The sequence below is a fragment of the Paraburkholderia unamae genome (assembly GCF_003096875.1).
In the GTDB taxonomy this organism is placed as follows: Bacteria; Pseudomonadota; Gammaproteobacteria; order Burkholderiales; family Burkholderiaceae; genus Paraburkholderia; species Paraburkholderia unamae.
Genome location: NZ_QEOB01000014.1, coordinates 108,271 through 130,244 on the forward strand (window position 1 = coordinate 108,271; position 21,974 = coordinate 130,244).

A 21,974-nucleotide genomic window follows, 5' to 3' on the forward strand; every position below is an offset into this window, starting at 1 on the left:
TCGCGGGGCGTGGCATGGAGATCCGGCCCCCTTGGCCGGACGGCGAGCTGACTCGCCAAGAGAAGTGATACGTTATATCATCTCGCCTTCGCGACGCCGACGCTCCCGCGCCTCTTTCAGATTCCGCTATAAACAAGGATAGAACCATGCTGACGTTCACCCGCGCGAATTGCCCCCAACGCCCCGCCACTACGGGCGCGCTAACGCGCGTTACCCCCGCGCTCGCGCGGCTCGCGGCAGGGCTCGCCCTCGCGCTGGGCACGGCGCTCGGCGGCGCGAGCGCGGCCCTGGCAGCGCAGGCGGGCAGTGCCGCGATTCCGGTGGTCGCCGCCGAGAACTTCTATGGCGACGTCGTCAAGCAGATCGGCGGCAGCTATGTGGACGTCACAAGCATCCTCAGCAACCCCGATCAGGACCCGCATCTTTTCGAGGCGAGCCCGAAAACGGCCCGCGCGCTCCAGAACGCGCGCGTAGTGGTCTATAACGGCGCCGACTACGACCCGTGGATGACCAAGCTGCTCGGCGCAACGGGCGCGGGCAAAAGCGGCAACGACCGCGCGACGATCGTCGCGGCGGACCTCGTCGGCAAGAAAGCGGGCGGCAATCCGCACCTCTGGTACGACCCGAAAACCATGCCCGCCGTGGCGCGCGCCGTGAGCACGGCGCTCGGCGCAGCGGACCCGGCGCACAAGAGCGTGTACGATGCCAACCTGGCGACGTTCCTCGCCTCGCTGCAACCGGTCGACGCCAAGGTCGCGGCGCTGCGCGCGCACTACCAGGGCCAGCCGGTCACGGCTACGGAGCCGGTGTTCGGCTACATGTCGGACGCTATTGGCCTCGATATGCGCAACCAGCGCTTCCAGCTCGCGGCGATGAACGACACCGAGGCGAGCGCTTCGGACATCGCCGCGTTCGAGCGCGACCTGCGCGAGCGCCGCGTGCGCGTGCTGATCTACAACAGCCAGGCGACCGAAGCGCTCACGCGGCGCATGCTGGCACTGGCGAAGCAGTCGAAGGTGCCGTCGGTGAGCGTGACCGAAACGCAGCCGGCCGGCGTGAACTTCCAGCAATGGATGCTCGCCCAGCTCGAAGCGCTCGACAAAGCGCTCGCCGCGAGCGCGCAGAATCAACATTAATCGTATTCAGCAAGGACACACGCCATGACAGGGGCCGGCCCCTCGCCCACTGATCTCGCTTCACAGCAAGGCGCGCAACACCATGGCGCTCATGGCGCGCACCGCGCGCCCGCACCCGTGCTCACGCTCGCGGGCGTGAGCCTCGCACTCGGCGAGCGCACGATCCTGCGCGACGCGAACTTCGCGGTGAACCAGGGCGAATTCATCGGCGTGCTCGGGCCGAACGGCGCGGGCAAGACCACGCTCATGCGCGCCATTCTCGGCCTCGTGCCGGCCTCGCACGGCGCGATCCGCGTGCTGGGCGAGCCGGTCGCGCGCGGCAACGCGAAGATCGGCTACATGCCGCAAACGCGCACCGCGCTCGCGAGCCGCCGCGTGCGCGGCCGCGACTTCGTGGCGATGGCCGCCGACGGCCACCGCTGGGGCCTGCCGCGCGCCGACGCGACCACGCGCGCCGACGTCGAGCGCGTGCTCGATCTCGTGGGCGCGACCGCGCTGGCGGACCGCCCGCTCTCGGAGCTTTCGGGCGGCGAGCGCCAGCGCCTGCTGCTCGCGCAATGCCTGCTCGGCGACCCGAAGCTGCTGCTGCTCGACGAGCCGCTCATCAGCCTCGACCCCAACCATCAGCGCGGCGTGGTCGAACTCGTGCGCCGCGTGCAGCGCGAGCTCGGCATCGCGGTGCTGTTCTCCGCGCACGAACTCAATCCGCTGCTCAACGCGCTCGACCGCGTGCTCTATCTCGGCAACGGCGTGGCCGCGCTCGGCAGCGTGGACGAAGTCATCACCGCGCCCGTGCTCTCGCGCCTCTATGGCTCGCCCATCGAGGTGATGCGCATGAAGGGCCGCATCTTCGTGATGTCGGGCGACGTGGAAGTCGAAAAACACGACCACGAGCATGAGCACGACCATGCGCACGATCATGGTCACGGCCACGCTCACGACGGCGGCCACAGCCACGGCAATAACGACAACGCACACGGCCACACGCACGATGCTTGAATACGATTTCATGGTGAACGCCTTCGCGGCGTCGGGCATCGTCGCGGTGCTCGCGGGCATCGTCGGCTACTTTCTGGTGATGCGCGGGCAGACGTTCGCGGGCCACGCGCTCTCGCACGTGGGCTTCACGGGTGCAACGGGCGCCGTGCTGCTCGGTGTCTCGCCGATGTGGGGCATGGTGGGCTTCACGCTCGCAGCGGGCGTGTCGATGGGTGCGCTCGGCGAAAAGCTCGCGGGCCGCGATGTCGCGATCGGCGTGATCCTCTCGCTCGCGCTCGGCTTCGGCCTGCTGTTCCTGCACTTCTTCACGTCGTACGCCACCCAGGTCACGGCGCTCCTGTTCGGCAACGTGCTCGGCGTGAGCCGCGAAACGCTGGGCGTGCTCGCGGCGCTGGCCGTGGCGAGCCTCGTGGCGCTCGCGGCCATCATGCGGCCGCTGTTGTTCGCCTCGCTGCAACCGGAGCTTGCCGAAGCGAAGGGCGTGTCTCTGCGCGCCGTGTCGATGCTGTTTCTCGCCATCGCCGCACTCGCCGTGGCCGCGTGCACGCAGATCGTCGGCGTGCTGCTCGTCTTCACGCTGATGGTCGGGCCCGCCGCCGCCGCGCAGAACCTCACCACGCGCCTTTCCACGGGCCTCGTGCTCGCCGCGCTGCTCGCGCTCGTGCAGGCGTGGCTCGGCGTGACGCTCGCGTACTACACCGACTGGCCCACGAGTTTCTGGATCACCGCGCTCGCCGCGCTGGTGTATGGTGCAAGCTTGATCGGGCGTCGCTAGCACGTTGCGCGCGCATCGAAAAAAGGCGTTGCCCCTTCCGGTGGCAACGCCTTTTTCGTTTGTATGGCTCGCTTGCGTTACTTCGACAAGATCCGCGCATGATGCGCGAGATGATCCTCGACGAACGACTGGATAAAGAAGTAGCCGTGATCGTAGCCCTCGTGGCGGCGCAGCGTGAGCGGCTGCCCCGCCGCCTTGCACGCGGCTTCGAACACATCGGGGTTCAACTGGGTGGGCAGGAACGAATCGGCCATGCCCTGATCGACGAGGATGCCCTCCTCGAACTTGCGCGTCGCCTTCGCCACCAGTTCGCTCGCGTCGTATTGCTTCCACGCTTCGCGGTCGTCGCCCAGATAGCCGCTGAAGGCCTTCTCGCCCCACGGGCAGCGCGTGGGCGCCGCGATCGGCGCGAACGCCGACACCGAGCGATAAATGTCCGGATTGCGCAGCGCGAGCATCAACGCGCCGTGCCCGCCCATCGAATGCCCGAAGATGCCGAGACGCGCGCCGTCGACAGGCAGATTCGTCGTCACCTTCGCGCGCAGTTCGTCGCGCACGTACGAATACATGCGCCAGTGCTTCGACCACGGTTCGCGCGTGGCGTCGACATAAAACCCCGCCCCCACGCCGAAGTCCCACGCATCGGCTTCGCCCGGCACGTTCGCGCCGCGCGGGCTCGTGTCGGGGGTGATGAGCGCGAGGCCGTGTTGCGCGGCGAAGCGCTGCGCGCCCGCCTTGATCGGGAACGTCTCCTCCGTGCAGGTCAGGCCCGCGAGATAGAAGACCCCCGGCACGTTCGCCGTGCGCGCCTGCGGCGGCAGATACACCGAAAAGCGCATCGGCAGGCCGATGGTTTCCGACTCGTGCTGATAAATGCGCTGCACGCCGCCATGGCAGGCGTGTTCCTCGATCAGGTTCAGCATTCCGTATTTCCTCGCTTGGTAGGTGAGTCCAATTCGCCTCATCACGCCGCTGGCGCGAACCAGGTGCGCACGCGGCCGTACAGGTCGATGAAACGCGCATAGCGCCGGGCCAGCGCCGCGTCGGGGCGCGGCGACGCCACGCGCGTTGCGGCGGGCGCCAGCGCGGCAAGGTCGCTCGCGTGCCAGTGCCCGCACGCGAGACCGCCCAGCAGCGCCGCGCCGCGCGCCGCCGCGTTCGGGCAGTCGATGGCGTCAAGCTGCGCGTCGAGCGCGTCGGCGAGCAGTTGCCGCCAGCGCGCGTCGACGGAGCCGCCGCCCGCCAGCTTGAGCCTCGGCACGGCCTGCGCAGCGCCCGTGCTCTCGCCGCCGGTTTGCGCCATACCGCGCACGGCGTCCAGGCCCGCGCGCAACGCGAACGCCACGCCCTCGAACGCCGCGCGCATGAGCGTGCCGCGCGTATCGCCGAGCGACGCGCCGAGCCAGCCGCCGCGCGCCGCCGGGTCGAGCCATGGCGAGCGCTCGCCGCTCAGGTAGGGCAAAAATGCGAGCGTCTCCGAAGGCGGCGCGGCGAACGCGTCCACATACGCGCAGGCCCAATCGTAAGACAGCCAGCCGCGCGCGGCTTCGAGCGCCACGCCCACATTCTGCATGGCGGCCATGGTGTACCAGCCGCCGGTGGCCGAGCGGTAGCGATGCAGCCCGCGCCGCGCGGGGGGAATGCTGCGCGCGGTCACGATGATCTGGCCGCCGGTGCCCGTGGTGAGGAGCGCATCGCCGTCGTCGGCCAGGCCGCTGCCGAGCGCGGCGCAAGGCGTGTCGCCGGCGCCCGTTGCGAGCACGATGCCCGCAGGCATGCCGAGCGCCTGGGCGGCCGCGCCGCTCAGCGTGCCGCTCGCTTCACTCGAACCGGCCAGCGGCGCGAACCAGCGCACGGGCAAGCCAAGGCGTTCGATCAGCGCGAAATCCCACGCGCCATCGGGCGCGGCGAGCGCGGTCGCGCACGCATCCGAGGGATCGGCGACGAACGCGCCGCCCAGCGCCACGCGCAGCCAGTCCTTCGGTTGCAGCGCCCAACGCGCGGCCTGCGCGATCGGCGGCTCGTTTTGCAGCACCCAGCGCAGCAGCGGGCCGGCCATGCCGGGCGCAGCGGGGTTGGGCTGGGCATGTTCGGCGTCGTCGGGCCACGCATCGAGCAGCGCATGCGCGCGCGTGTCGGGCCACAGCATCGCGGGGCGCAATGCGCGGCCGGCTTCGTCGGTGAGCACGACGCCATGCATCTGCCCGGAAAAGCCGATGGCGCGCACTGCCGCGCGCTCGCTTTCGGGCAGCCGCGAGCACGCCTCGACCAGTGCCTCCCACCAGCGATCGACGGCGATCTCGGCCCAGCCGGGCTGCGGCGTTTCGAGCGCATAGGCAACACTCGCCGAAGCGCGCTCGACGCCCTCGCCATCGACGATGCCAAGCTTGAGCGAACCGGTGCCGAGGTCGATGCCGAGAAAACGCGTTTGCGATGAGCTCATGGGAGGCCGTGCGAGAGATGTGAGGCAGCGGAAAAAAAGCCATGATACCGGCGCGCAGCGCGCGCCGATGAGCGACCCGAAAAGCGCGTGGCGAGCCGGTCACGAACATGCCGCGAACCCGCTCGCAACGCAGCCGATTTCGCTTCGAAAAATGCCCATTCACGGGTTAACCCGGTGGCTGTCCAAGCGATGCCAAATGGCTCACATTCGGCATCCGAAATAGAGATCATAAGGGCGCGGCCATATGTGACATTGCCCGTCCCCTATTGACGAGCCACCGCAACGGCAACGTGCGCACGTCAACGATTGCCACGCCGCAGCGAGACGCCCACCGCCGGACACGCGCCGCACAGGCCGTCGACTCCCTGAAACAGGGCCCTTCCCGCGTTGCGCCGCCGCATTCGCGCACGCGCGCAGCGCGCCTCGCAGCCCCAAACAGGCGCTCACACGCGGCGCGCCGACGCCGATCGCACCCTTATGTCGGCCATCCGTCGGCCTGCGCGCATATCGCCCCCGGAAAGCACGGAATAGTCCCCAGCGGTCTTGTTGCATATTTTCGTACCGCATACCTTGGAGGCCATATCCTTAAACAAACAGACGGAGACAGACGACATGCAAGCCAAGGGTCTTCAGGACCGGTCCGGCCAGGTCCACCCCTGCGACGAGCGCCTGCCGTTCGGCCAGTTGCTTACGCTCGGCATCCAGCACGTGCTCGTGATGTACGCAGGCGCGGTCGCCGTGCCGCTCATCGTCGGCGGGGCGATCGGGCTGCCCAAGGACCAGGTCGCCTTCCTCATCAGCGCCGACCTGTTCGCCTGCGGCATCGCCACGCTGATCCAGACACTCGGCCTGTGGATCTTCGGCATCCGCCTGCCCGTCATCATGGGCTGCACCTTCGCCTCGGTCGGCCCGATGATCGCCATCGGCACGAATCCGTCGCTCGGCATTCTCGACATCTTCGGCTCGACCATCGCCGCAGGCGCCATCGGCATCGTCATCGCCCCGATGATCGGCAAGCTGCTGCGCTTCTTCCCGCCCGTGGTGGTCGGCACCGTGATCGCGGTGATCGGCCTCTCGCTCATGGAAGTGGGCATCAACTGGGCCGCCGGCGGCGTGGGCAACCCCGAGTACGGCAGCCCCGTCTACCTCGGCCTCTCGCTGCTCGTGCTGATGCTGATCCTGCTCATCAACAAGTTCGGGCGCGGCTTCGTCGCCAATATCTCGGTGCTGCTCGGCATCGTCGCGGGCTTCGCCATTGCGCTGGCACTCGGCCGCGTGAATCTCGCGGGCATGGCGAGCGCGCCGTGGGTGGGCATCGTCATGCCGTTCCATTTCGGCATGCCGAAATTCCATATTCTGCCGATCGCGACGATGGTGATCGTGATGTTCGTGACCTTCATCGAATCGACGGGCATGTTCCTCGCCGTGGGCGACATGGTCGAGCGCCCGGTGGATCAGGCCACGCTCGTGCGCGGTCTGCGCGTGGACGGTCTGGGCACGCTGATCGGCGGCATCTTCAACTCGTTCCCGCATACGTCGTTTTCGCAGAACGTGGGCCTGATCGGCGTGACCGGCGTGAAGAGCCGCTATGTGTGCGCGATGGGCGGCGTGATTCTCGTGCTGCTCGGCCTCTTCCCGAAGATGGCGCAGATGGTCGCCTCGGTGCCCGCCTTCGTGCTGGGCGGCGCGGGCATCGTGATGTTCGGCATGGTGGCCGCGAACGGCATCAAGGTGCTCTCGCGCGTGGACTTCGTGAAGAACCAGCACAACCTCTTCATCGTGGCCGTGAGCGTGGGCTTCGGTCTCGTGCCGGTGGTGTCGCCGCACTTCTTCGCGAAGCTGCCGCCGGCGCTCTCGCCGCTGCTCCATAGCGGCATCCTGCTCGCTTCGGTGTCGGCCGTGGTGCTGAACCTGATCTTCAACGGCGCGAAGAGCGAGAAGGCCGCCGAGCGCGCCATCCGTCGCGCCGGGCACGATCTGGAAGGGCGCCCCGACGCGGACCAGGCGCCCGACGCGGGCCACGAAATGCCCCGCTCGGCAGCGCACTGAATATGAACGGTTTGAGTTGACGCGAGAGGTTCCCCGCTCGCCGGTGTCCATCTACACACACATGCGGGCGGGGTCTTTTGCTGGTTTGGCGCCATGGGAAACCGTGGCGCCTTTTTTTTGCCCCGCTTTTGCCCTCTTCTTTTTCGTTTTGGCACGCGCATAAAAAAACGCCACGGTCTCCCGTGGCGTTTTCGCTTCCTGCTGGCCAAGCCCTGACGGCGCGTTACCCCGCCGTAGCCGCCGAAGCCGCTGCCGGCGCGCTCGCCGCGCCGTAGTCGGCCGGCGCATCGGCCGGACGCGGCGTTTCGCCCGCGTTCGCGATCCAGCCGCCGCCCAGCGCACGATACAGATCGACGAGGTTGGTCAGCCGCGCAAGACGCGCCGTGACGAGCGACTGCTGTGCGGTGTAGAGGCTCGTCTGCGCGGCCAGCACCGGCAGATAGCTGTCCACGCCGTTCTTGTAGCGCAGCTCCGAAAGCGTGAGCGAGCGCTGGTTCGCAAACGTGCTGCGTTCGAGCGCTGCGATCTGCTCGTCGTAGGTACCGCGTGCAGCCAAACCGTCAGCCACTTCGCGGAACGCCGACTGGATCGACTTCTCGTAGTTGGCGATCTCGATGCGCTTCTCGACATTCGCGAGTTGCAGGTTCGCGATGTTCGAACCGCCTTCGAAGATCGGCAGCGTGATCTGCGGCACGAAACTCCACGCCGCCGTGCCCGCCTTGAAGAGGCCGCCGAGCGACAGGCTTTCGGAGCCGAACGCCGCCGTGAGCGAGATCTTCGGGAAGAAGGCCGCACGCGCCGCGCCGATATTGGCATTCGCCGCGAGCAGCGTTTCCTCGGCCTGCATGATGTCCGGACGCCGCGTGAGCAGATCCGAAGGCAGTCCCGCCGGGATGTCGTTGAGCAGGGCCTGGCCGTCGAGCGGCAGGCCTTGCGGCAAGTCCGCCGGCAGCGGCTCGCCAATCAGCAGCACGAGCGCGTTTTCGGCCTGGGCCCGCGCGCGCAGTTGCGCCTGCATGTTGGCCTGCGCGTTCTCGACCACGGTCTGCGCCTGGCGCAGATCGAGCTCGGTGCCGGTGCCCGTTTCGAACTGCGCCTTCGCGATGTTGTACGAGTCCTGCGCCGTCTTGAGCGTTTCCTGCGTGACCTTGAGCAGGTCGTCGTCGGAGAGCATGACCAGGTACTGGTCCGCGACTTCCGAAACCAGCGTGATCTCCGCCGCCTTGCGCGCATACGCCGTGGACAGGTACTGCGCCAGCGCCTGGTCCTTCAGGCTGCGGATACGCCCCCAGAAGTCGAGCTCCCACGACGCCTGCACGCCCACGTTGTAGACGCTGTACGGATTCGGACTGTTCGGATTGGTCAGCAGATCCTTCGGCGTGCGCGTGCGCGTGTCCGTGCCCACGCCGTTGATGGCGGGGAACAGATCGGCGCGCGCGATCTGATACTGCGCGCGCGCCGCTTCGACGTTGAGCACCGAAACGCGCAGGTCGCGGTTGTTCTTCAGCGCGATATCGACGAGCTGTTGCAGACGCGGATCGACGAAGAACTCGCGCCAGCCGATGTCGGTCGCCGCGGCGCCGTTGGCGCTCTTGGCGGGCTGGCCGTTCTCGCTCGCCGCGACGGGCTGCGTCGCGTAGACGCCGCCCTGCGGGAAGCTCTGCGACACCGGCGCCTCGGGACGGTGGTACCACGGCTCCATCGTGCAACCCGCGAGTAGCGCGGCGGCCACTGCAATTACGGATAGTTTATGCATCTCAATGTCCTTCCTTGCCCGGGCCGTTGCCGTTGCTTCCGCCGCCGCTGCCGCCGCTTCCGCCACCGTTGCCGCCCTGACCGCCGGCGCCATCACCATTCGCGCCGTTCTCGTCGTCGTGGTCGTGCGCGTGGTGCTCTTCGTAGTGCTGGAGCGCGACATCGGCGTCTTCCTTCTCGCCGGCAAACTTCGCGCGGATCACGACGAAGAACATCGGGATCATGAAGATCGCGAGGAACGTGGCCGTCAACATGCCGCCGATCACGCCCGTGCCGATCGCGTGCTGCGAAGCCGAACCCGCGCCGTTACTGATCGCGAGCGGCATCACGCCGAGAATGAACGCGAGCGACGTCATGAGAATCGGGCGCAAACGCAGTCGCGAAGCTTCGAGCGCGGCTTCGATCGGTCCCATCTTGCCTTCGGCTTGCAGGTCTCGCGCGAACTCCACGATCAGAATCGCGTTCTTCGCAGACAGACCCACGGTGGTCAACAGACCCACCTGGAAGAACACGTCGTTCTCGAGGCCGCGCAAGGTCACGGCGAGCAGCGCGCCGAGCACGCCGAGCGGCACCACCATGATGACCGCGAACGGAATCGACCAGCTTTCATACAGCGCCGCAAGACACAGGAACACGACGAGGATCGAGATGCCGTACAGAATCGGCGCCTGCGAACCCGACTGGCGTTCCTGATACGACAGACCCGTCCACTCGTAGCCGATGCCCGCGGGCAGCTTCGCCGCGATCTGCTCCATGGCCGTCATGGCCTGGCCCGTCGACTTGCCCTGACCCGCCTGACCCTGGATTTCCATCGCCGAGATACCGTTGTAGCGCTCGAGCTTGGGCGATCCGTAGGTCCAGTGGCCGGCCGCGAACGAGGTGAACGGCACCATCCCGCCCGAACTGTTGCGCACGTACCAGAGACCCATGTCTTCCGGCGTCATGCGGAACGGCGCGTCGGACATCGCGTACACCTTCTTGATACGGCCGTCGGTGTCGAGGAAGTTGTTCACGTACGACGATGCCCAGGCGATCGAGAACGTCTGGTCCACCGCCGCCGACGTGACGCCAAGCGCATTGGCCTTCTCGCGATCGATATCGATCTTGAACTGCGGCGTGTCGTTCAGGCCGTTCGGGCGCACGAGTGCGAGCGTCGGGTCCTTCGCGGCCATGCCGAGCAGCATGTTGCGCGCTTCCATCAGCTTGTCGTGACCGACGCCGCCGCGATCCTGCAATTCGAAGTCGAAGCCCGACGCCGTGCCGAGTTCGGGAATCGAAGGCGGATTCACCGGAATCACCATCGCGTCCTTGTAGCTCGCGTAGTGACCGAACATGCGGCGCACCAGCGCCTGGACCTTCTGGTCCGCGTGCTGACGCTCCTTGTAGTCCTTCAGGCGCACGAACACGAGACCCGAGTTCTGGCCACGGCCCGCGAAGCTGAAGCCGTTCACCGTGAACACCGACTCGACGATCGACTTCTCGTCCGTGAGCAGCCAGTTCTGGATGTTGGCGAGCGTGCGTGCCGTGGTTTCCTGGGTCGAGCCCGACGGCGTTTGCACGATCACGAACATCGTGCCCTGGTCCTCATCGGGCAGGAACGACTTCGGCAGGCGCACGAACAGCAGGCCAACCGCGACGATCACCGCGAGATAGATAATGAGCCAGCGGCCCGAACGCTTGATCACGTGGTAGACGCCGCTGTGATACTTGTCGCGGCTCTTCTCGAACGTGCGGTTGAACCAGCCGAAGAAGCCCTTCTTCTCTTCGTGATGGCCCTTCGGAATCGGCTTGAGGATGGTCGCGCACAGCGCCGGCGTGAGAATCAGCGCGACGAGCACGGACAGCACCATCGCCGCCACGATCGTGAGCGAGAACTGCCGGTAGATGGCGCCGACCGAGCCGCCCGAGAACGCCACCGGCACGAACACCGCGGAGAGCACGAGCGCCACGCCCACCAGCGCGCCGGTGATCTGGCCCATCGCCTTGCGGGTGGCTTCCTTCGGTCCTAAACCCTCCTCCACCATCACCCGCTCGACGTTCTCCACGACCACGATCGCGTCGTCCACCAGCAGGCCGATGGCGAGCACGAGGCCGAACATGGAGAGCGTGTTGATGGAGAAGCCCACCATCGCCATGATCGCGAACGTGCCCAGCAGCACCACCGGCACCGCGATCGTCGGAATCAACGTCGCGCGCAGGTTTTGCAGGAACAGGTACATCACGAGGAACACCAGCACGATGCCTTCCAGCAGCGTCTTGATCACTTCCTCGATCGACAGGCGCACGAACGGCGTCGTGTCGTACGGGTACTTCACGACGAGACCGTGCGGGAAGTACTTCGAGAGGTCGTCGATCTTCTGGCGCACCAGCTTCGCCGTTTGCAGCGCGTTGGCGCCCGTGGCGAGCTGGATACCGAGGCCTGCCGTCGGCGAACCGTTGTACTTCGTGTCGAAGTTGTAGTTTTCGCCGCCAAGACCAATGCGCGCCACGTCCTTCAGACGCACCTGCGAGCCGTCCTGGTTGACCTTCAGCAGAATGTTGCCGAACTGCTCAGGCGTCTGAAGCAGCGTCGATTCCGTGATGGTCGCCTGGAACGACTGCCCCGCCACCGATGGCGTGCCGCCAAGCTGGCCGCCCGCGATCTGCACGTTCTGCGCGGTGATCGCCGCTGTGACGTCGGTTGGCGTGAGCTGGAAGTTCGTGAGCTTGTTGGGATCGAGCCACACGCGCATCGCGTACTGCGAGCCGAACAGCGTGACCGTACCCACGCCGTCGATACGGCTGACCGGGTCCTTCACGTTCGACGCCACGTAGTTCGCGAGGTCGTACTTGGTCATGCTGCCGTCTTCGGACACGAACGCGAGCACCAGCAAGAAGCTGCTGCTCGACTTCGTCACGCTGATACCGAGCTGCTGCACCACCTGCGGCAGGATCGGCGTGGCGAGTTGCAGCTTGTTCTGCACCTGCACCTGCGCGATGTCCGGGTTGGTGCCCGCGGCGAAGGTCAGCGTAATGGTGGCCGTGCCCGAGTCATCGGACGTCGACGAGATGTACAGCAGATGGTCGAGACCGCTCATCTGCTGCTCGATCACCTGGGTGACCGTGTTTTCCACCGTCTTGGCCGACGCGCCCGGATAGTTGGCGCTGATCTGGATGGACGGCGGCGCGATGGTCGGATACTGCGCGACCGGCAGCGTGAACACCGACGCCACACCCGCCAGCATCAGGATGATGGCGATCACCCATGCAAAGATAGGGCGATCAATAAAGAACTTTGCCATGAAGCAGGCTCCCGGTTATTGCGCTGCGGAGGCGGCAGGCGCGGCCGAGGCGCTGTTTGCGCCACTTGCACCATTCGCACCCGAGGCCGCCGATGCCGCGCTCGCGCCGTTCGCATTGCCCGAAGCCGTCGCCATGTCGGCCGAAGGCGCGCCGGGCGCCGGCGGCGGCGGCAGTTGCGCGGGCACAGGCTTCACCTGCGCACCCGGCTTGACCTTGTCGGTGCCCTGCACGACCACGCGGTCGCCCGCGTTCAGGCCGGCCTGGACGACCCAGTCCTGGCCTTGCGTGCCCGACGTGGTAATCGGCTGGATCTTGACCTTGTCGTCCTGGCCCACGAGGTACACGGTCGCTTGCCCCTTCTGGTCATGCAGCACGCCAATCTGCGGCACGAGGAACGCGTTGTTGTTGATGCCTTCCTCGATGCGCGCGCGCACGAACATGCCCGGCAGCAGCACGCGGTCGGCGTTCGGGAAGAGCGCGCGAATCGTGACCGAGCCCGTGGTCTGGTCGACCGTGATGTCGGTGAACTGGAGCTTGCCCTTTTCCGAATAGACGCGGCCGTCTTCGAGGACCAGCGACACCTTCGCGGCGTTCGGGCCGGTCGTCTTCAGGCGCCCTTCCTGGATGTCGCGGCGCAGCTTCAGGCCTTCGAGGCTCGACTGCGTGACGTCGACGTACATCGGGTCGAACTGCTGGACCGTGGACATGAGCGTGGCCGCGCTCGCCTGGACGTAGGCGCCCGGCGTCACCTGCGAGATGCCCACCTGGCCCGTGACCGGCGAAACGACGTCGGTGTAGCCCAGGTTGATCTGCGCGGTGTCCACGGCGGCCTTGCCCGCGGCGACGTCAGCCGCCGCCTGGCCCTGCGCCGAGACCGCGTTGTCGTAGTCCTGCTTGCTCACCGCGTTGGCCTGCACCAGCACCTTGTAGCGCGCAACCAGCGCGTTCTGCGTGACGAGGTTGGCCTGCGCCTTGGCGAGCGTGGCCTTGGCGTTGTTGAGCGCGGCGATATAGGGCGCCGGATCGATCTTGTAGAGCCGCTGGCCGGCCTTCACGACGGCGCCTTCGGTGAACTCGCGGCGCAGCACGATGCCGTCCACCCGTGCGCGCACCTGCGCGACGAGGAAGGCACTGGTACGGCCGGGAAGCTCGGAGACGACCGGCACGGCGGTCGGCTGGACGGTGACGATACCCACTTCGGGAGTTTGCGGCGGCGGCGCCGACTGCTTTTGCCCGCAGGCTGCAAGCACGATGGCAGCCGTCGCGACACTGATTAGGCGGAATGGAACCCGTTCGACGCGCATGGAGCGACCTCTGTCTATAACTGACAATAAAAGCGTGCGGCGTCCTGCAACGAGGAGGACGACCACGCACGCCAGCATCTGGCAAATACCTGACGGACTAGCCCGGTACTTCTCTTAGATAGGCGCGATTCCGGTCAGCCCATCCGTCCTGGCGATACTGCTGCGCGCCACCGCGAAGGCGTCGCGCATTGGGGTTTCTACGACCACTTGGCCAGTGACGGATATTAACCGGACATCACCACTTGAGGCACCCAGGTGGTGGGGTGCTATTATAGATACATTCGCGAACGAATGTAAAAGGACGTTACGTAACCGTTGAGGGGTACTTCTGGAGTGATTTACGCGTCATTTCAATATTACAAATCAATACATTACCGTTCGCGCCCCAAAAAATAATTCCAGCCCATTAACTCGCAGCAATTATTTATTTCAACATGGCACGCCGTACGAAAGAGGAAGCGCTGGAGACGCGCAACCGGATCCTCGACGCCGCCGAACACGTCTTTTACGAGAAAGGCGTGTCGCGCACTTCGCTGGCGGATATCGCCCAGGCCGCGGGCGTCACGCGCGGCGCAATTTATTGGCATTTCGAAAACAAGGGCGACCTGTTCACGGCGATGTTCGACCGCGTGGTGCTGCCGCTCGACGAGCTGAAAGTGGCGTCGACGGACCCGGGCGAGCCCGACCCGCTCGCGCGCATGCGCGACCTCTGCGTGCTCTGCCTGCGCAACACGGCGACCGACGAGCGCCGCCGCCGCGTGTTCGAGATCCTGTTTCTGAAGTGTGAGTTCGTCGAGGAGATGGGGCCGGTGATGGCGCGCCATCAGACGAACATGTGCGAGGGCCTCGCGAGCATCGAGCAGGGCTTGCGCAATGCGATGTCGAAAGGCCAGCTACCCGCCGATCTCGACGCCACGCGCGCCTCGCGCGTGCTCCATTCGTTCATCAGCGGCGCGCTGCGCGACATGGCGATCCTGCCCGATGTCTTCGACGTGGCCAGCAACGCCGAGCGCCATGTCGAGGCGATGCTCGACGCGCTGCGCTACAGCCCGTCGCTGCGCACCGGCGCGGGCGAGCAGAAAGACGCCTGAGCGCGTCGCGCCCGCCCGGCGCGATCAGGCCGGCACGCGGCTCGCGCGGGCTCGCTGATTCGATGCGTAGATATTGTCGCGGGCGAGCGGCGCGCCCGCCTGCACGGCGGCGAGCCACGCGTCGGTGCTCACCACCGCCGCGAAACGCGTGTGCATCACCACGCTGAACGCGCGGTGGATCTCCTCCGCGCTCGCCGAACCCGCCTCGTTGGCGTACGGCACCGCGCCCGTCGCGTCAGCGAGAAACTCCACCGCCAGACCCGCATGGGTCGCCTCGAACACCGTCGAGGCGTCGCAGTTGTGCGTCATGTAGCCCGCCACCGCGATCGTGTCGATGCCGCGCTGCGCGAGCCATGCCTTGAGATCGTTGCCCGCGAAGGCGCTCGGCAGCGACTTCTCCACGTAGTGATCGTGCTCGCGCGAGGCGACCACGGGATGCAATTCGGCGGCCACGCTGCCGCGCGCGAACAGCGGCGAGTCCGCCGGCGCGAAGTTCTGCACGACCACGACCGGCACGCCCGCCGCGCGCGCGGCGTCCATGGCGCGGCCGATATTGGCGAGCGAGGTTTCGACGGGGGGAAATTCGATCGGCAGATCGCCGCTGACATATTCGTTCTGCACGTCGATGACGACGAGCGCGCGGCGCGGATTCGCGGACATGGCAATGCCTCCTGGTTTGGGTTCTCGGGCTGGAAACGTTCGACGGGCCGGTACGCCGTACAGCGGCGGGTCGATGGCGGGATTGTGGCGCGCCGCCCGCGCGCATGACAGTGGCCCGAACGACAACTTTCGCTAGAATCGGGCCATTCATTCCGGGAACGGCGCACGGCCCTTCCCGTCTGCGAGAACCGTCATGACCGCTTGCGCCCGCTCACCGCTCAAGTCGCGCGCCGCCGCGCCCGATACGCGCCCCGCCCCGGCGGCACCGGCCGCGCCGCTGCGCGTGGCCGTGATCGCCTTCGACCGCATGAGCCCGTTCCATCTTTCCGTACCCTGTGTCGTATTCGGCGAGGACCGCGGCGAAGGCGGCGTGCCGCCGTTCGAGCTCGTCGTGTGCTCCGCCCAGGACGGCGCGCTCGCGACCACGGCGGGCTTCACGATCGGCGCGCCGCATGGCCTCGAAGGGCTGCGGGGCGCCGACGTGGTCGTCGTGCCGAGTTGGCGCGACATGCACGAAGCGCCACCCGTCGCGCTTTGCGAGGCGCTGCGGCAAGCGCATGCAAGCGGCGCGATTCTCGTGGGGCTGTGCCTCGGCGCTTATGTGCTCGCGCACGCGGGCCTGCTCGACGGCCGTCCGGCCACCACGCACTGGGCCGCCGCCGACGATTTCGCGCAGCGCTTCCCGGCCGTGCGCTTCGATCCGGACGTGCTCTATATCGACGACGGCGACCTGCTCACCTCGGCCGGCACGGCGGCGGGGCTCGACTGCTGCCTGCATCTCATGCGCCGCCTGTGCGGCTCGAACGCCGCGAACTACGTGGCGCGCCGGCTCGTCGTGCCGCCGCATCGCCAGGGCAACCAGGCGCAGTTCGTGAAGCAGCCGCTCGCCGGGCCGGGGCGCGGCGACCGGCTCTCGGGCCTGCTCGACTGGATCCGGGCGCATCTCGACGCGCCGCATACGCTCGATTCGCTCGCCGGGCGCGCGCTCATGAGCCGGCGCACCTTCACGCGTCAGTTCCGCCTCACGACGGGGTCGACCGTGAGCGCCTGGCTGTTGGGCGAGCGCCTCGCCCGCGCGCAGCAATTGCTGGAGAGCAGCGATCAGCCGATCGACGCGATTGCCCAGCGCGCCGGCTTCGGCTCGGCGGCGTCGCTGCGGCAGCATTTCGTGGAGGCGTTCAGGACTTCGCCGTCGGCGTGGCGACGGGAATTCCGGGGATCGTGAGGAAAACCGGCGGCGGGCGCGTGTGCTGCCCGCCCTCGCTCAGTTCGCCGTGAACCAGCGCGCGGCGTACAACAGCAGCGCGACGAAGAAAATCATCGCGGCCCATGCCCAGTGCGGCATGGCGTGCGGCGCCGGCTCATGGTGCAGCGTGCTGGCCGCCCGGCCCGAGAGCGTGCCGCCCCCGTGCTGCGGCAGGATATGCGCGCGGCGCGCGAGGCCTGCGAGGTTGATCGGCCGCAGGAACACATGCTGGCGGCGCGGGTGCTCACCCGCCACGCGGTTCGGGGCCTGCCCGTGCTTGACGGCAACCACGGCGCAAAACTCCGTGAAGAAGTCGTCGGCCAGTTCGTGCAGCGCGTTCTCGATCTGGCGCGAGGGCAACTCGGAGAGCGGCCCGGTGAGCGTGGCCCACACCGAGTAATCGATGCGCGTGCTCACCCCGCCCACGCCCTTATCCGCGCCGTCGTCCTCCTTCGCCATGCCGCCGCGCTCTTCCTGGCGCAACGCCACGTCGATCTGCCCGCGCAGCGAGCCAATGCCGTCCGCTCGCGCGCGAAAGCTCAAGACGCGGCGCGGCGTGAGTGGCACCTGGGCGGCGTCACTCGCGATGTGAGCACGCACTTCGTAGCGCGCGCGCAGCGGCCCGAGCGGCACCGTGAGCGTGATTGCATACTCGCCGGGGCCGAGGCGCCGGAACGACTCGCAATGCTCCATGCTCGCGCGCACGAGCGTCACGTCCTGCAACGCCGTCCAGACAGCGGACGGTTCGAGCGGAATTCTCAGCGCATCGTTCAGTTCCATAGCGGCTCCCCGTTTGCACTCTATCGGGTGAATTCAGGAGGTCTGATCGATCCGGTCCACGCGGGTCGCGTAGAAAGCCAGATAGCCCTTGATGCCGTGCACGCCTTCGAGCGGCGCCTCGTAACTCCAGGCCGCCTCTTCGATGCGCCCGTCTTCAGTACGCAAATGGAAGTACGTCGCCTCGCCCTTGTGCGGGCAATGCGAGGTGCGCCCGGCGCGCTCGAGCCGCGCCATGTTCACGTCGGCGCGCGGGAAATACAGGACGTCGGGGTAGCCGGTCTCGCAGAGGGTGAGCGCGGCCAGCGTGTCGGCAATGGTGATGCCGCCGTGGATCACGCGCACACGGTGACGGTTCGCGACGATGTCGATGCGATGCGTCGCATCCGGTTCGACCGCCATGTTCGGCTCCCTGGTGGTGGGCAGCGCCTGTGACGCCCTGCCCCGGCCGGGCGGCGGCACGCCGCGCCGGTTCGCGTGGCGCGCAGCCGCAAGGCGCGCGTCCCGTGCAATTTGCGCGGGGTGGCCGCTTGTCGACGACAGCGAACACGATCGATCGCGGCCGACGTGGCGATCGCAGCCTCCCCTTCGGCTTCATTATCGGCCAAACTCCGCCGCCTTGCGCGGATCTTATGCGGGCCGCGTGTGCGGCGGCGCGCTCATGCTCACCGGTTCTCCGGCGCGGCCTACCAGATGAACGACGCGCGCGCGCTGCCGTTCGAGCCCACCGTCACGGCGCTGGTCTTGTCCACGCCCGCGTGGCTCACGTGCACGTTGTAGCGCCCCGGGCGCACCTTGACGAGCATGTAAGGTCCGCGCGAGGTCGTGTCCAGCACGCTCGCGCCATGCGAGTCGGTGATCTGCACGCGCACGTCGGCCACGTACTCGCCGCTGCGCTGGGTGAAACGCAGCGAAAGCGGCCAGTCGTGCTGCGCGCCCAATAGCGCCTTCGACTCGTCGAGGCCCACGCCGCCCGAGACGAACGACACGTCGCCCTGCTGCTGGACTTGCGGCATGCCGCCGCCGTTGGTGTTGCCGGCGCTCGTGTCGTCGGTGGTCGAGCCGCCGACGACGCCCGACGCATTGGCTTGCTGCGCCGCCGCGCCGCCCGTGTAGCCGAGCGCCAGCGCGGCCGCGAATATCGCCGCCCAGGCGGCGGAAGGGATGGGGCGCGAGTTATGGAACTTCTTCATCAATCGCTCCTTGCAGGTTGACTCCGACGCTACGGGTCCGCAAGGCGCATGCCTGATTCCTCCGATGAAGCATCGGCATTCAAGGAGGACAGGCGATCGGGAAGCGGGACGGCGTTTGCGTGCCCGAAAGCGGCCGCACGGGCCGGCAAGGCCCCGAAACGCCGCTGCCGCCGGGCGCGAGGCCAACGGCGGCAGCAAAAGAGACATCAGGACAACAGGAGAAACAACCTGCTCTGGCCGCGAGTCCGGCGCACGGAGCCGGACCCGCGGCAGCAGGGATCAGCCGAGATCGACGGGCACGAAAATCTGTGCGTCGTCTCGCTGGATCAGGAGCGCGATGCTGTTGCCAGCCTTCGAGATCATCTGTTTGAGCTGATCGGCGTTGGCCACCGCGCGGCCGTTCACGGCGAGGATCACGTCGCCGGGCTGCACGCCCGCGTTCGCGGCCGCCCCGCCCGCCTGCTCGACGAGCAAGCCGTGGTCGAGCGAGTCGTTGCTCTTTTCTTCGGGCGTGAGCGGACGCACCGCCACGCCGAGACGCCCTTGCATCTGCGATTGCGGCGCTTCGTCCGAGGCCACCTTCGCGTCACCGAGCGCGCCGATGGTCGCCGTGAGGCTCTTGGTGCCCTTGTCGCGCCACACCTGGATGTCCGCCTTCGTGCCCGGCTTCATGCCCGCGATGAGCGAAGGCAGATCGGACGAGTCGTCCACCGCCTCGCCGTTCACCGAAAGGATCACGTCGCCGGCCTTCAGGCCCGCCTTCGCTGCCGGCCCGCTCGCGTCCACCGAGCTCACCAGCGCACCGTGCGGCTTGTCCATGCCGAACGAGTTGGCGAGCGTCTGGTTCATCGACTGCACCGCGACGCCCAGGCGTCCGCGGCTCACGTGGCCGGTCTTGACGAGATCGTCCTTGACCTTGATCGCCTCATTGATCGGGATTGCGAACGAAAGGCCCTGGAAGCCGCCCGTCTGCGAATAGATCATCGAGTTGATGCCGATGACTTCGCCCTGCAAATTAAAGAGCGGGCCGCCCGAATTGCCGGGGTTGACCGGCACGTCGGTCTGGATGAACGGCGTGTAGTTTTCGTCAGGCAGCGAGCGCGACTTCGCGCTGATGATGCCCGAGGTCACCGTGTTGTCGAAGCCGTACGGCGAGCCGATCGCGACCACCCACTGGCCGACCTTGCTCTGGCGCGGGTCGCCGATCTTCACGGTCGGCAGATCCTTCGCGTCGATCTTGAGCACCGCAACGTCGGACTGCTTGTCCGCGCCCACGACCTTCGCCTTGAATTCGCGCTTGTCGGTGAGCTTCACCGTCACGACATTGGCGCCGTCCACGACGTGTGCGTTCGTGAGAATGTAGCCGTCCGCGCTGATGATGAAGCCCGAGCCCAGGCTCGCGCTGGGCGTGTCGGGCTGCATGCCGCCGCCGCTGCCGCCGTCGCCACCCATGCCGGGCGCGCCGCCGTAGAAGTGCTTGAAGAACTGGTAGAACGGATCGCTCGGGTCGATCGGCAGTTGCTGCGGACCGCTGCCGCCGCTGCGCATCGCCGTTTGCTTCACAACGTGCTTGGCGCTGATGTTGACCACGGCGGGCCCGTAGGTTTCAACGAGACCCGAGAAGTCGGGAATGCCGGTTTTGGCCGCGGCTTCGGCGGGCATCATCGCGGCTTGCGCCTGCGTGATCACCTGCGGGGGCGAAACGTCGCGGTGCCCGGCTACGTAGCCCGCCGACAATGCGACGACCACGGCGGCTGCCACGGCACTGCGGGAAAGAACTTTTGTATTCATTGCGGACTCCTTGCGCGGGATACTCATCACGACGTACCGAAGAGTAAGCCGTGTCGCTTAAAGGAATCTTAATTGCGCGTAAATCGCACAAATCGCGCAAACGCCCGCCCGGCGGGCGTTTGCAGGCATTTTTCAGATGCTTGCTCGCGCACCTGCGTCAGAAGCGCAGGTCCACGAGCAGGCCCCCGGCGGGCGAATCGCCGAGCGTGATGGTCGCGTCGTGCTGATCCGCAATGCGCCGCACGATCGCAAGTCCGAGCCCCGTGCCCGCGATATCGGTGCGCGCGCGGCTCACGCCCGCGCCCACGCGATAAAAGCGATCGAACACCCGCGCGCGCTCGTCCTTCGGGATGCCCGGCCCGCTGTCCGCGATGCGCACGCGCGGGTGGCCGTCCTCGACCACGAGGCTCACGTCCACACGGCCGCCCGCGGGCGTGTATTTCGTTGCGTTGTCGAGCAGGTTGTTGAACATCACGCGCAACGCGTCGGCGTCGCCGTGCACGCTCGCCGCCGTGCTTTCCTCGATGCCGAGATCGACGCCGCGCTGCTGGGCGAGCGGCGCATAGTTGAGCACGCAATCATCGAGCAGTGCGTGCAAGTCGACGGTTTGCTCGCGCGCGTGACCGTCGGGCTCCGAGCGCGCGAGCGCGAGCAGTTGCTCGGCCAGACGCGTGGCGCGCGTGACGCCCGCTTGCAGATCGTCGAGCGCTTCGCGGCGCGTTTCGTCATCCCTTGCGCGCGCAACGAGTTGCGCCTGGATCTGCACGGCCGCGAGCGGCGTGCGCAGTTCGTGCGCCGCGTCGGCAACGAAGGCCTTTTGCGTGTCGAGCGCCTGCGCGAGCCGTTCGAGCAGCGCGTTCAACGCATGCACGAGCGGCGTGACCTCGCGCGGCAAGCGTTCCTCGGGCAACGGATCGAGCGCTTCGGGATGGCGCGTGTCGAGCGCGCGCGCCACGCGCGAGAGCGGCTTGAGCCCGCGCCCCACCACCATCCACACGGCCAGCCCGAGAAACGGCAGCAGCACGATGAGCGGCCAGAGCGTGCGCAACGCGACATTGGCGGCAAGCCGGTTGCGCACGGAAACGGGCTGCGCGAGCTGCACGACGTTGTCGCCGACGATCGCGCCATACACGCGCCAGTCGCCGCGCTCGGTACGCTCCGTGGAAAAGCCGAGCTCCGCGCGCGGCGCGAGCGGCGCACGCGGATGCGAGTAGTACATGAGCACGCCGTTGCGATTCCAGATTTGCAGCACGATGCCTTCGTCGCCGGTATCGCGCGAACTGAGGATCTCGTTGAACGGCTCGGAGGGCAATGCCTCGGCGATTTCCTGCAACTGGTAGTCGAACAGCTCGTTGGCTTCGGCGAGCGCCTGGCGATAGATCAGCCAGCCCGCCAGCCCCACCCCCGCGACCACGATCGCGAGCAGCCAGAACAGCAGTTGTCGTCGGATGGAACTCATCGGCTGCGGGACTC

At 67.3% G+C, this 21,974-nt stretch carries 17 protein-coding genes; 6 read left to right on the forward strand and 11 right to left on the reverse strand.

The window, feature by feature from the left end; genetic code table 11:
* Positions 1–146: 146 nt before the first annotated feature.
* Genes C7402_RS27600 through C7402_RS27610 form a run of 3 tightly spaced genes read left to right on the forward strand, consistent with a single transcriptional unit; the run spans position 147 to position 2,910 of the window.
* On the forward strand, positions 147–1,136 hold the full coding sequence (locus C7402_RS27600) for a metal ABC transporter solute-binding protein (protein WP_116612880.1): 990 nt from the start codon (positions 147–149) through the stop codon (positions 1,134–1,136).
* Positions 1,137–1,160: 24 nt separating this feature from the next.
* Positions 1,161–2,135 carry an ABC transporter ATP-binding protein gene (locus C7402_RS27605; protein WP_116612881.1) on the forward strand — a complete coding sequence of 325 codons (975 nt, stop codon included), beginning with the start codon at positions 1,161–1,163 and terminating at the stop codon, positions 2,133–2,135.
* A complete protein-coding gene (locus C7402_RS27610; RefSeq protein WP_112173303.1) occupies positions 2,128–2,910 on the forward strand; it encodes a metal ABC transporter permease in 783 nt (260 codons plus the stop codon). The genes C7402_RS27605 and C7402_RS27610 overlap by 8 nt, the downstream gene beginning before the upstream one ends.
* 77 nt (positions 2,911–2,987) lie before the next feature.
* Here the strand turns inward: C7402_RS27610 and fghA are convergent, their stop codons facing one another.
* Complete coding sequence (gene fghA / locus C7402_RS27615) at positions 2,988–3,833, reverse strand: S-formylglutathione hydrolase (protein ID WP_116612882.1); 846 nt, start codon at positions 3,831–3,833, stop codon at positions 2,988–2,990.
* Positions 3,834–3,874: 41 nt separating this feature from the next.
* A complete protein-coding gene (locus tag C7402_RS27620) occupies positions 3,875–5,353 on the reverse strand; it encodes a xylulokinase (RefSeq protein ID WP_116612883.1) in 1,479 nt (492 codons plus the stop codon).
* A 612-nt stretch (positions 5,354–5,965) separates the two neighbouring features.
* On the opposite strand from C7402_RS27620, the gene C7402_RS27625 reads away from it, so the two are divergent.
* Complete coding sequence (locus tag C7402_RS27625; RefSeq protein WP_112173306.1) at positions 5,966–7,402, forward strand: nucleobase:cation symporter-2 family protein; 1,437 nt, start codon at positions 5,966–5,968, stop codon at positions 7,400–7,402.
* Positions 7,403–7,625: 223 nt separating this feature from the next.
* Here the strand turns inward: C7402_RS27625 and C7402_RS27630 are convergent, their stop codons facing one another.
* From C7402_RS27630 to C7402_RS27640, 3 genes are read right to left on the reverse strand one after another with little or no spacing between them, the layout of a single operon-like run.
* Positions 7,626–9,158, reverse strand: a complete 1,533-nt coding sequence (locus C7402_RS27630) for an efflux transporter outer membrane subunit (protein WP_112173307.1) — start codon at positions 9,156–9,158, stop codon at positions 7,626–7,628.
* A gap of 1 nt (position 9,159) precedes the next feature.
* Complete coding sequence (locus C7402_RS27635; RefSeq protein WP_116612884.1) at positions 9,160–12,438, reverse strand: efflux RND transporter permease subunit; 3,279 nt, start codon at positions 12,436–12,438, stop codon at positions 9,160–9,162.
* Between the two features lie 15 nt (positions 12,439–12,453).
* On the reverse strand, positions 12,454–13,743 hold the full coding sequence (locus C7402_RS27640; RefSeq protein WP_116612885.1) for an efflux RND transporter periplasmic adaptor subunit: 1,290 nt from the start codon (positions 13,741–13,743) through the stop codon (positions 12,454–12,456).
* A 434-nt stretch (positions 13,744–14,177) separates the two neighbouring features.
* Between C7402_RS27640 and C7402_RS27645 the strand changes: the two genes are divergently transcribed.
* Positions 14,178–14,834, forward strand: a complete 657-nt coding sequence (locus C7402_RS27645) for a TetR family transcriptional regulator (protein WP_112173310.1) — start codon at positions 14,178–14,180, stop codon at positions 14,832–14,834.
* A gap of 24 nt (positions 14,835–14,858) precedes the next feature.
* Here the strand turns inward: C7402_RS27645 and C7402_RS27650 are convergent, their stop codons facing one another.
* The gene (locus tag C7402_RS27650; protein WP_116612886.1) at positions 14,859–15,494 is read right to left on the reverse strand and encodes a cysteine hydrolase family protein; all 636 of its coding nucleotides are present in this window, start codon (positions 15,492–15,494) and stop codon (positions 14,859–14,861) included.
* A 193-nt stretch (positions 15,495–15,687) separates the two neighbouring features.
* Between C7402_RS27650 and C7402_RS27655 the strand changes: the two genes are divergently transcribed.
* Positions 15,688–16,719, forward strand: coding sequence for a helix-turn-helix domain-containing protein (locus C7402_RS27655; RefSeq protein ID WP_116612887.1), 1,032 nt, complete (start codon positions 15,688–15,690; stop codon positions 16,717–16,719).
* Between the two features lie 39 nt (positions 16,720–16,758).
* Here C7402_RS27655 and C7402_RS27660 read toward each other — a convergent pair whose 3' ends face one another.
* From C7402_RS27660 to C7402_RS27680, 5 genes are all read right to left on the reverse strand, one after another.
* Complete coding sequence (locus C7402_RS27660) at positions 16,759–17,520, reverse strand: SRPBCC family protein (protein ID WP_112173313.1); 762 nt, start codon at positions 17,518–17,520, stop codon at positions 16,759–16,761.
* Between the two features lie 33 nt (positions 17,521–17,553).
* Complete coding sequence (locus C7402_RS27665) at positions 17,554–17,919, reverse strand: DUF427 domain-containing protein (protein WP_112173314.1); 366 nt, start codon at positions 17,917–17,919, stop codon at positions 17,554–17,556.
* Between the two features lie 284 nt (positions 17,920–18,203).
* Positions 18,204–18,710 (reverse strand): carboxypeptidase-like regulatory domain-containing protein, encoded by a 507-nt coding sequence (locus tag C7402_RS27670; RefSeq protein WP_165842010.1) that lies wholly within the window; start codon positions 18,708–18,710, stop codon positions 18,204–18,206.
* Between the two features lie 279 nt (positions 18,711–18,989).
* Entirely contained in the window at positions 18,990–20,501 is a 1,512-nt protein-coding gene (locus C7402_RS27675; RefSeq protein ID WP_116612888.1) for a DegQ family serine endoprotease, read from the reverse strand.
* Between the two features lie 157 nt (positions 20,502–20,658).
* Positions 20,659–21,960 (reverse strand): ATP-binding protein, encoded by a 1,302-nt coding sequence (locus C7402_RS27680; RefSeq protein ID WP_116612889.1) that lies wholly within the window; start codon positions 21,958–21,960, stop codon positions 20,659–20,661.
* Positions 21,961–21,974: the final 14 nt, after the last annotated feature.

Coding starts and splice junctions, on each gene's coding strand:
- C7402_RS27600 (WP_116612880.1), top strand. CDS start 147: ATGCTGACGTTCACCCGCGCGAATTGCCCCCAACGCCCCGCCACTACG.
- C7402_RS27605 (WP_116612881.1), top strand. CDS start 1,161: ATGACAGGGGCCGGCCCCTCGCCCACTGATCTCGCTTCACAGCAAGGC.
- C7402_RS27610 (WP_112173303.1), top strand. CDS start 2,128: ATGCTTGAATACGATTTCATGGTGAACGCCTTCGCGGCGTCGGGCATC.
- fghA (WP_116612882.1), bottom strand. CDS start 3,833: ATGCTGAACCTGATCGAGGAACACGCCTGCCATGGCGGCGTGCAGCGC.
- C7402_RS27620 (WP_116612883.1), bottom strand. CDS start 5,353: ATGAGCTCATCGCAAACGCGTTTTCTCGGCATCGACCTCGGCACCGGT.
- C7402_RS27625 (WP_112173306.1), top strand. CDS start 5,966: ATGCAAGCCAAGGGTCTTCAGGACCGGTCCGGCCAGGTCCACCCCTGC.
- C7402_RS27630 (WP_112173307.1), bottom strand. CDS start 9,158: ATGCATAAACTATCCGTAATTGCAGTGGCCGCCGCGCTACTCGCGGGT.
- C7402_RS27635 (WP_116612884.1), bottom strand. CDS start 12,438: ATGGCAAAGTTCTTTATTGATCGCCCTATCTTTGCATGGGTGATCGCC.
- C7402_RS27640 (WP_116612885.1), bottom strand. CDS start 13,743: ATGCGCGTCGAACGGGTTCCATTCCGCCTAATCAGTGTCGCGACGGCT.
- C7402_RS27645 (WP_112173310.1), top strand. CDS start 14,178: ATGGCACGCCGTACGAAAGAGGAAGCGCTGGAGACGCGCAACCGGATC.
- C7402_RS27650 (WP_116612886.1), bottom strand. CDS start 15,494: ATGTCCGCGAATCCGCGCCGCGCGCTCGTCGTCATCGACGTGCAGAAC.
- C7402_RS27655 (WP_116612887.1), top strand. CDS start 15,688: ATGACCGCTTGCGCCCGCTCACCGCTCAAGTCGCGCGCCGCCGCGCCC.
- C7402_RS27660 (WP_112173313.1), bottom strand. CDS start 17,520: ATGGAACTGAACGATGCGCTGAGAATTCCGCTCGAACCGTCCGCTGTC.
- C7402_RS27665 (WP_112173314.1), bottom strand. CDS start 17,919: ATGGCGGTCGAACCGGATGCGACGCATCGCATCGACATCGTCGCGAAC.
- C7402_RS27670 (WP_165842010.1), bottom strand. CDS start 18,710: ATGAAGAAGTTCCATAACTCGCGCCCCATCCCTTCCGCCGCCTGGGCG.
- C7402_RS27675 (WP_116612888.1), bottom strand. CDS start 20,501: ATGAATACAAAAGTTCTTTCCCGCAGTGCCGTGGCAGCCGCCGTGGTC.
- C7402_RS27680 (WP_116612889.1), bottom strand. CDS start 21,960: ATGAGTTCCATCCGACGACAACTGCTGTTCTGGCTGCTCGCGATCGTG.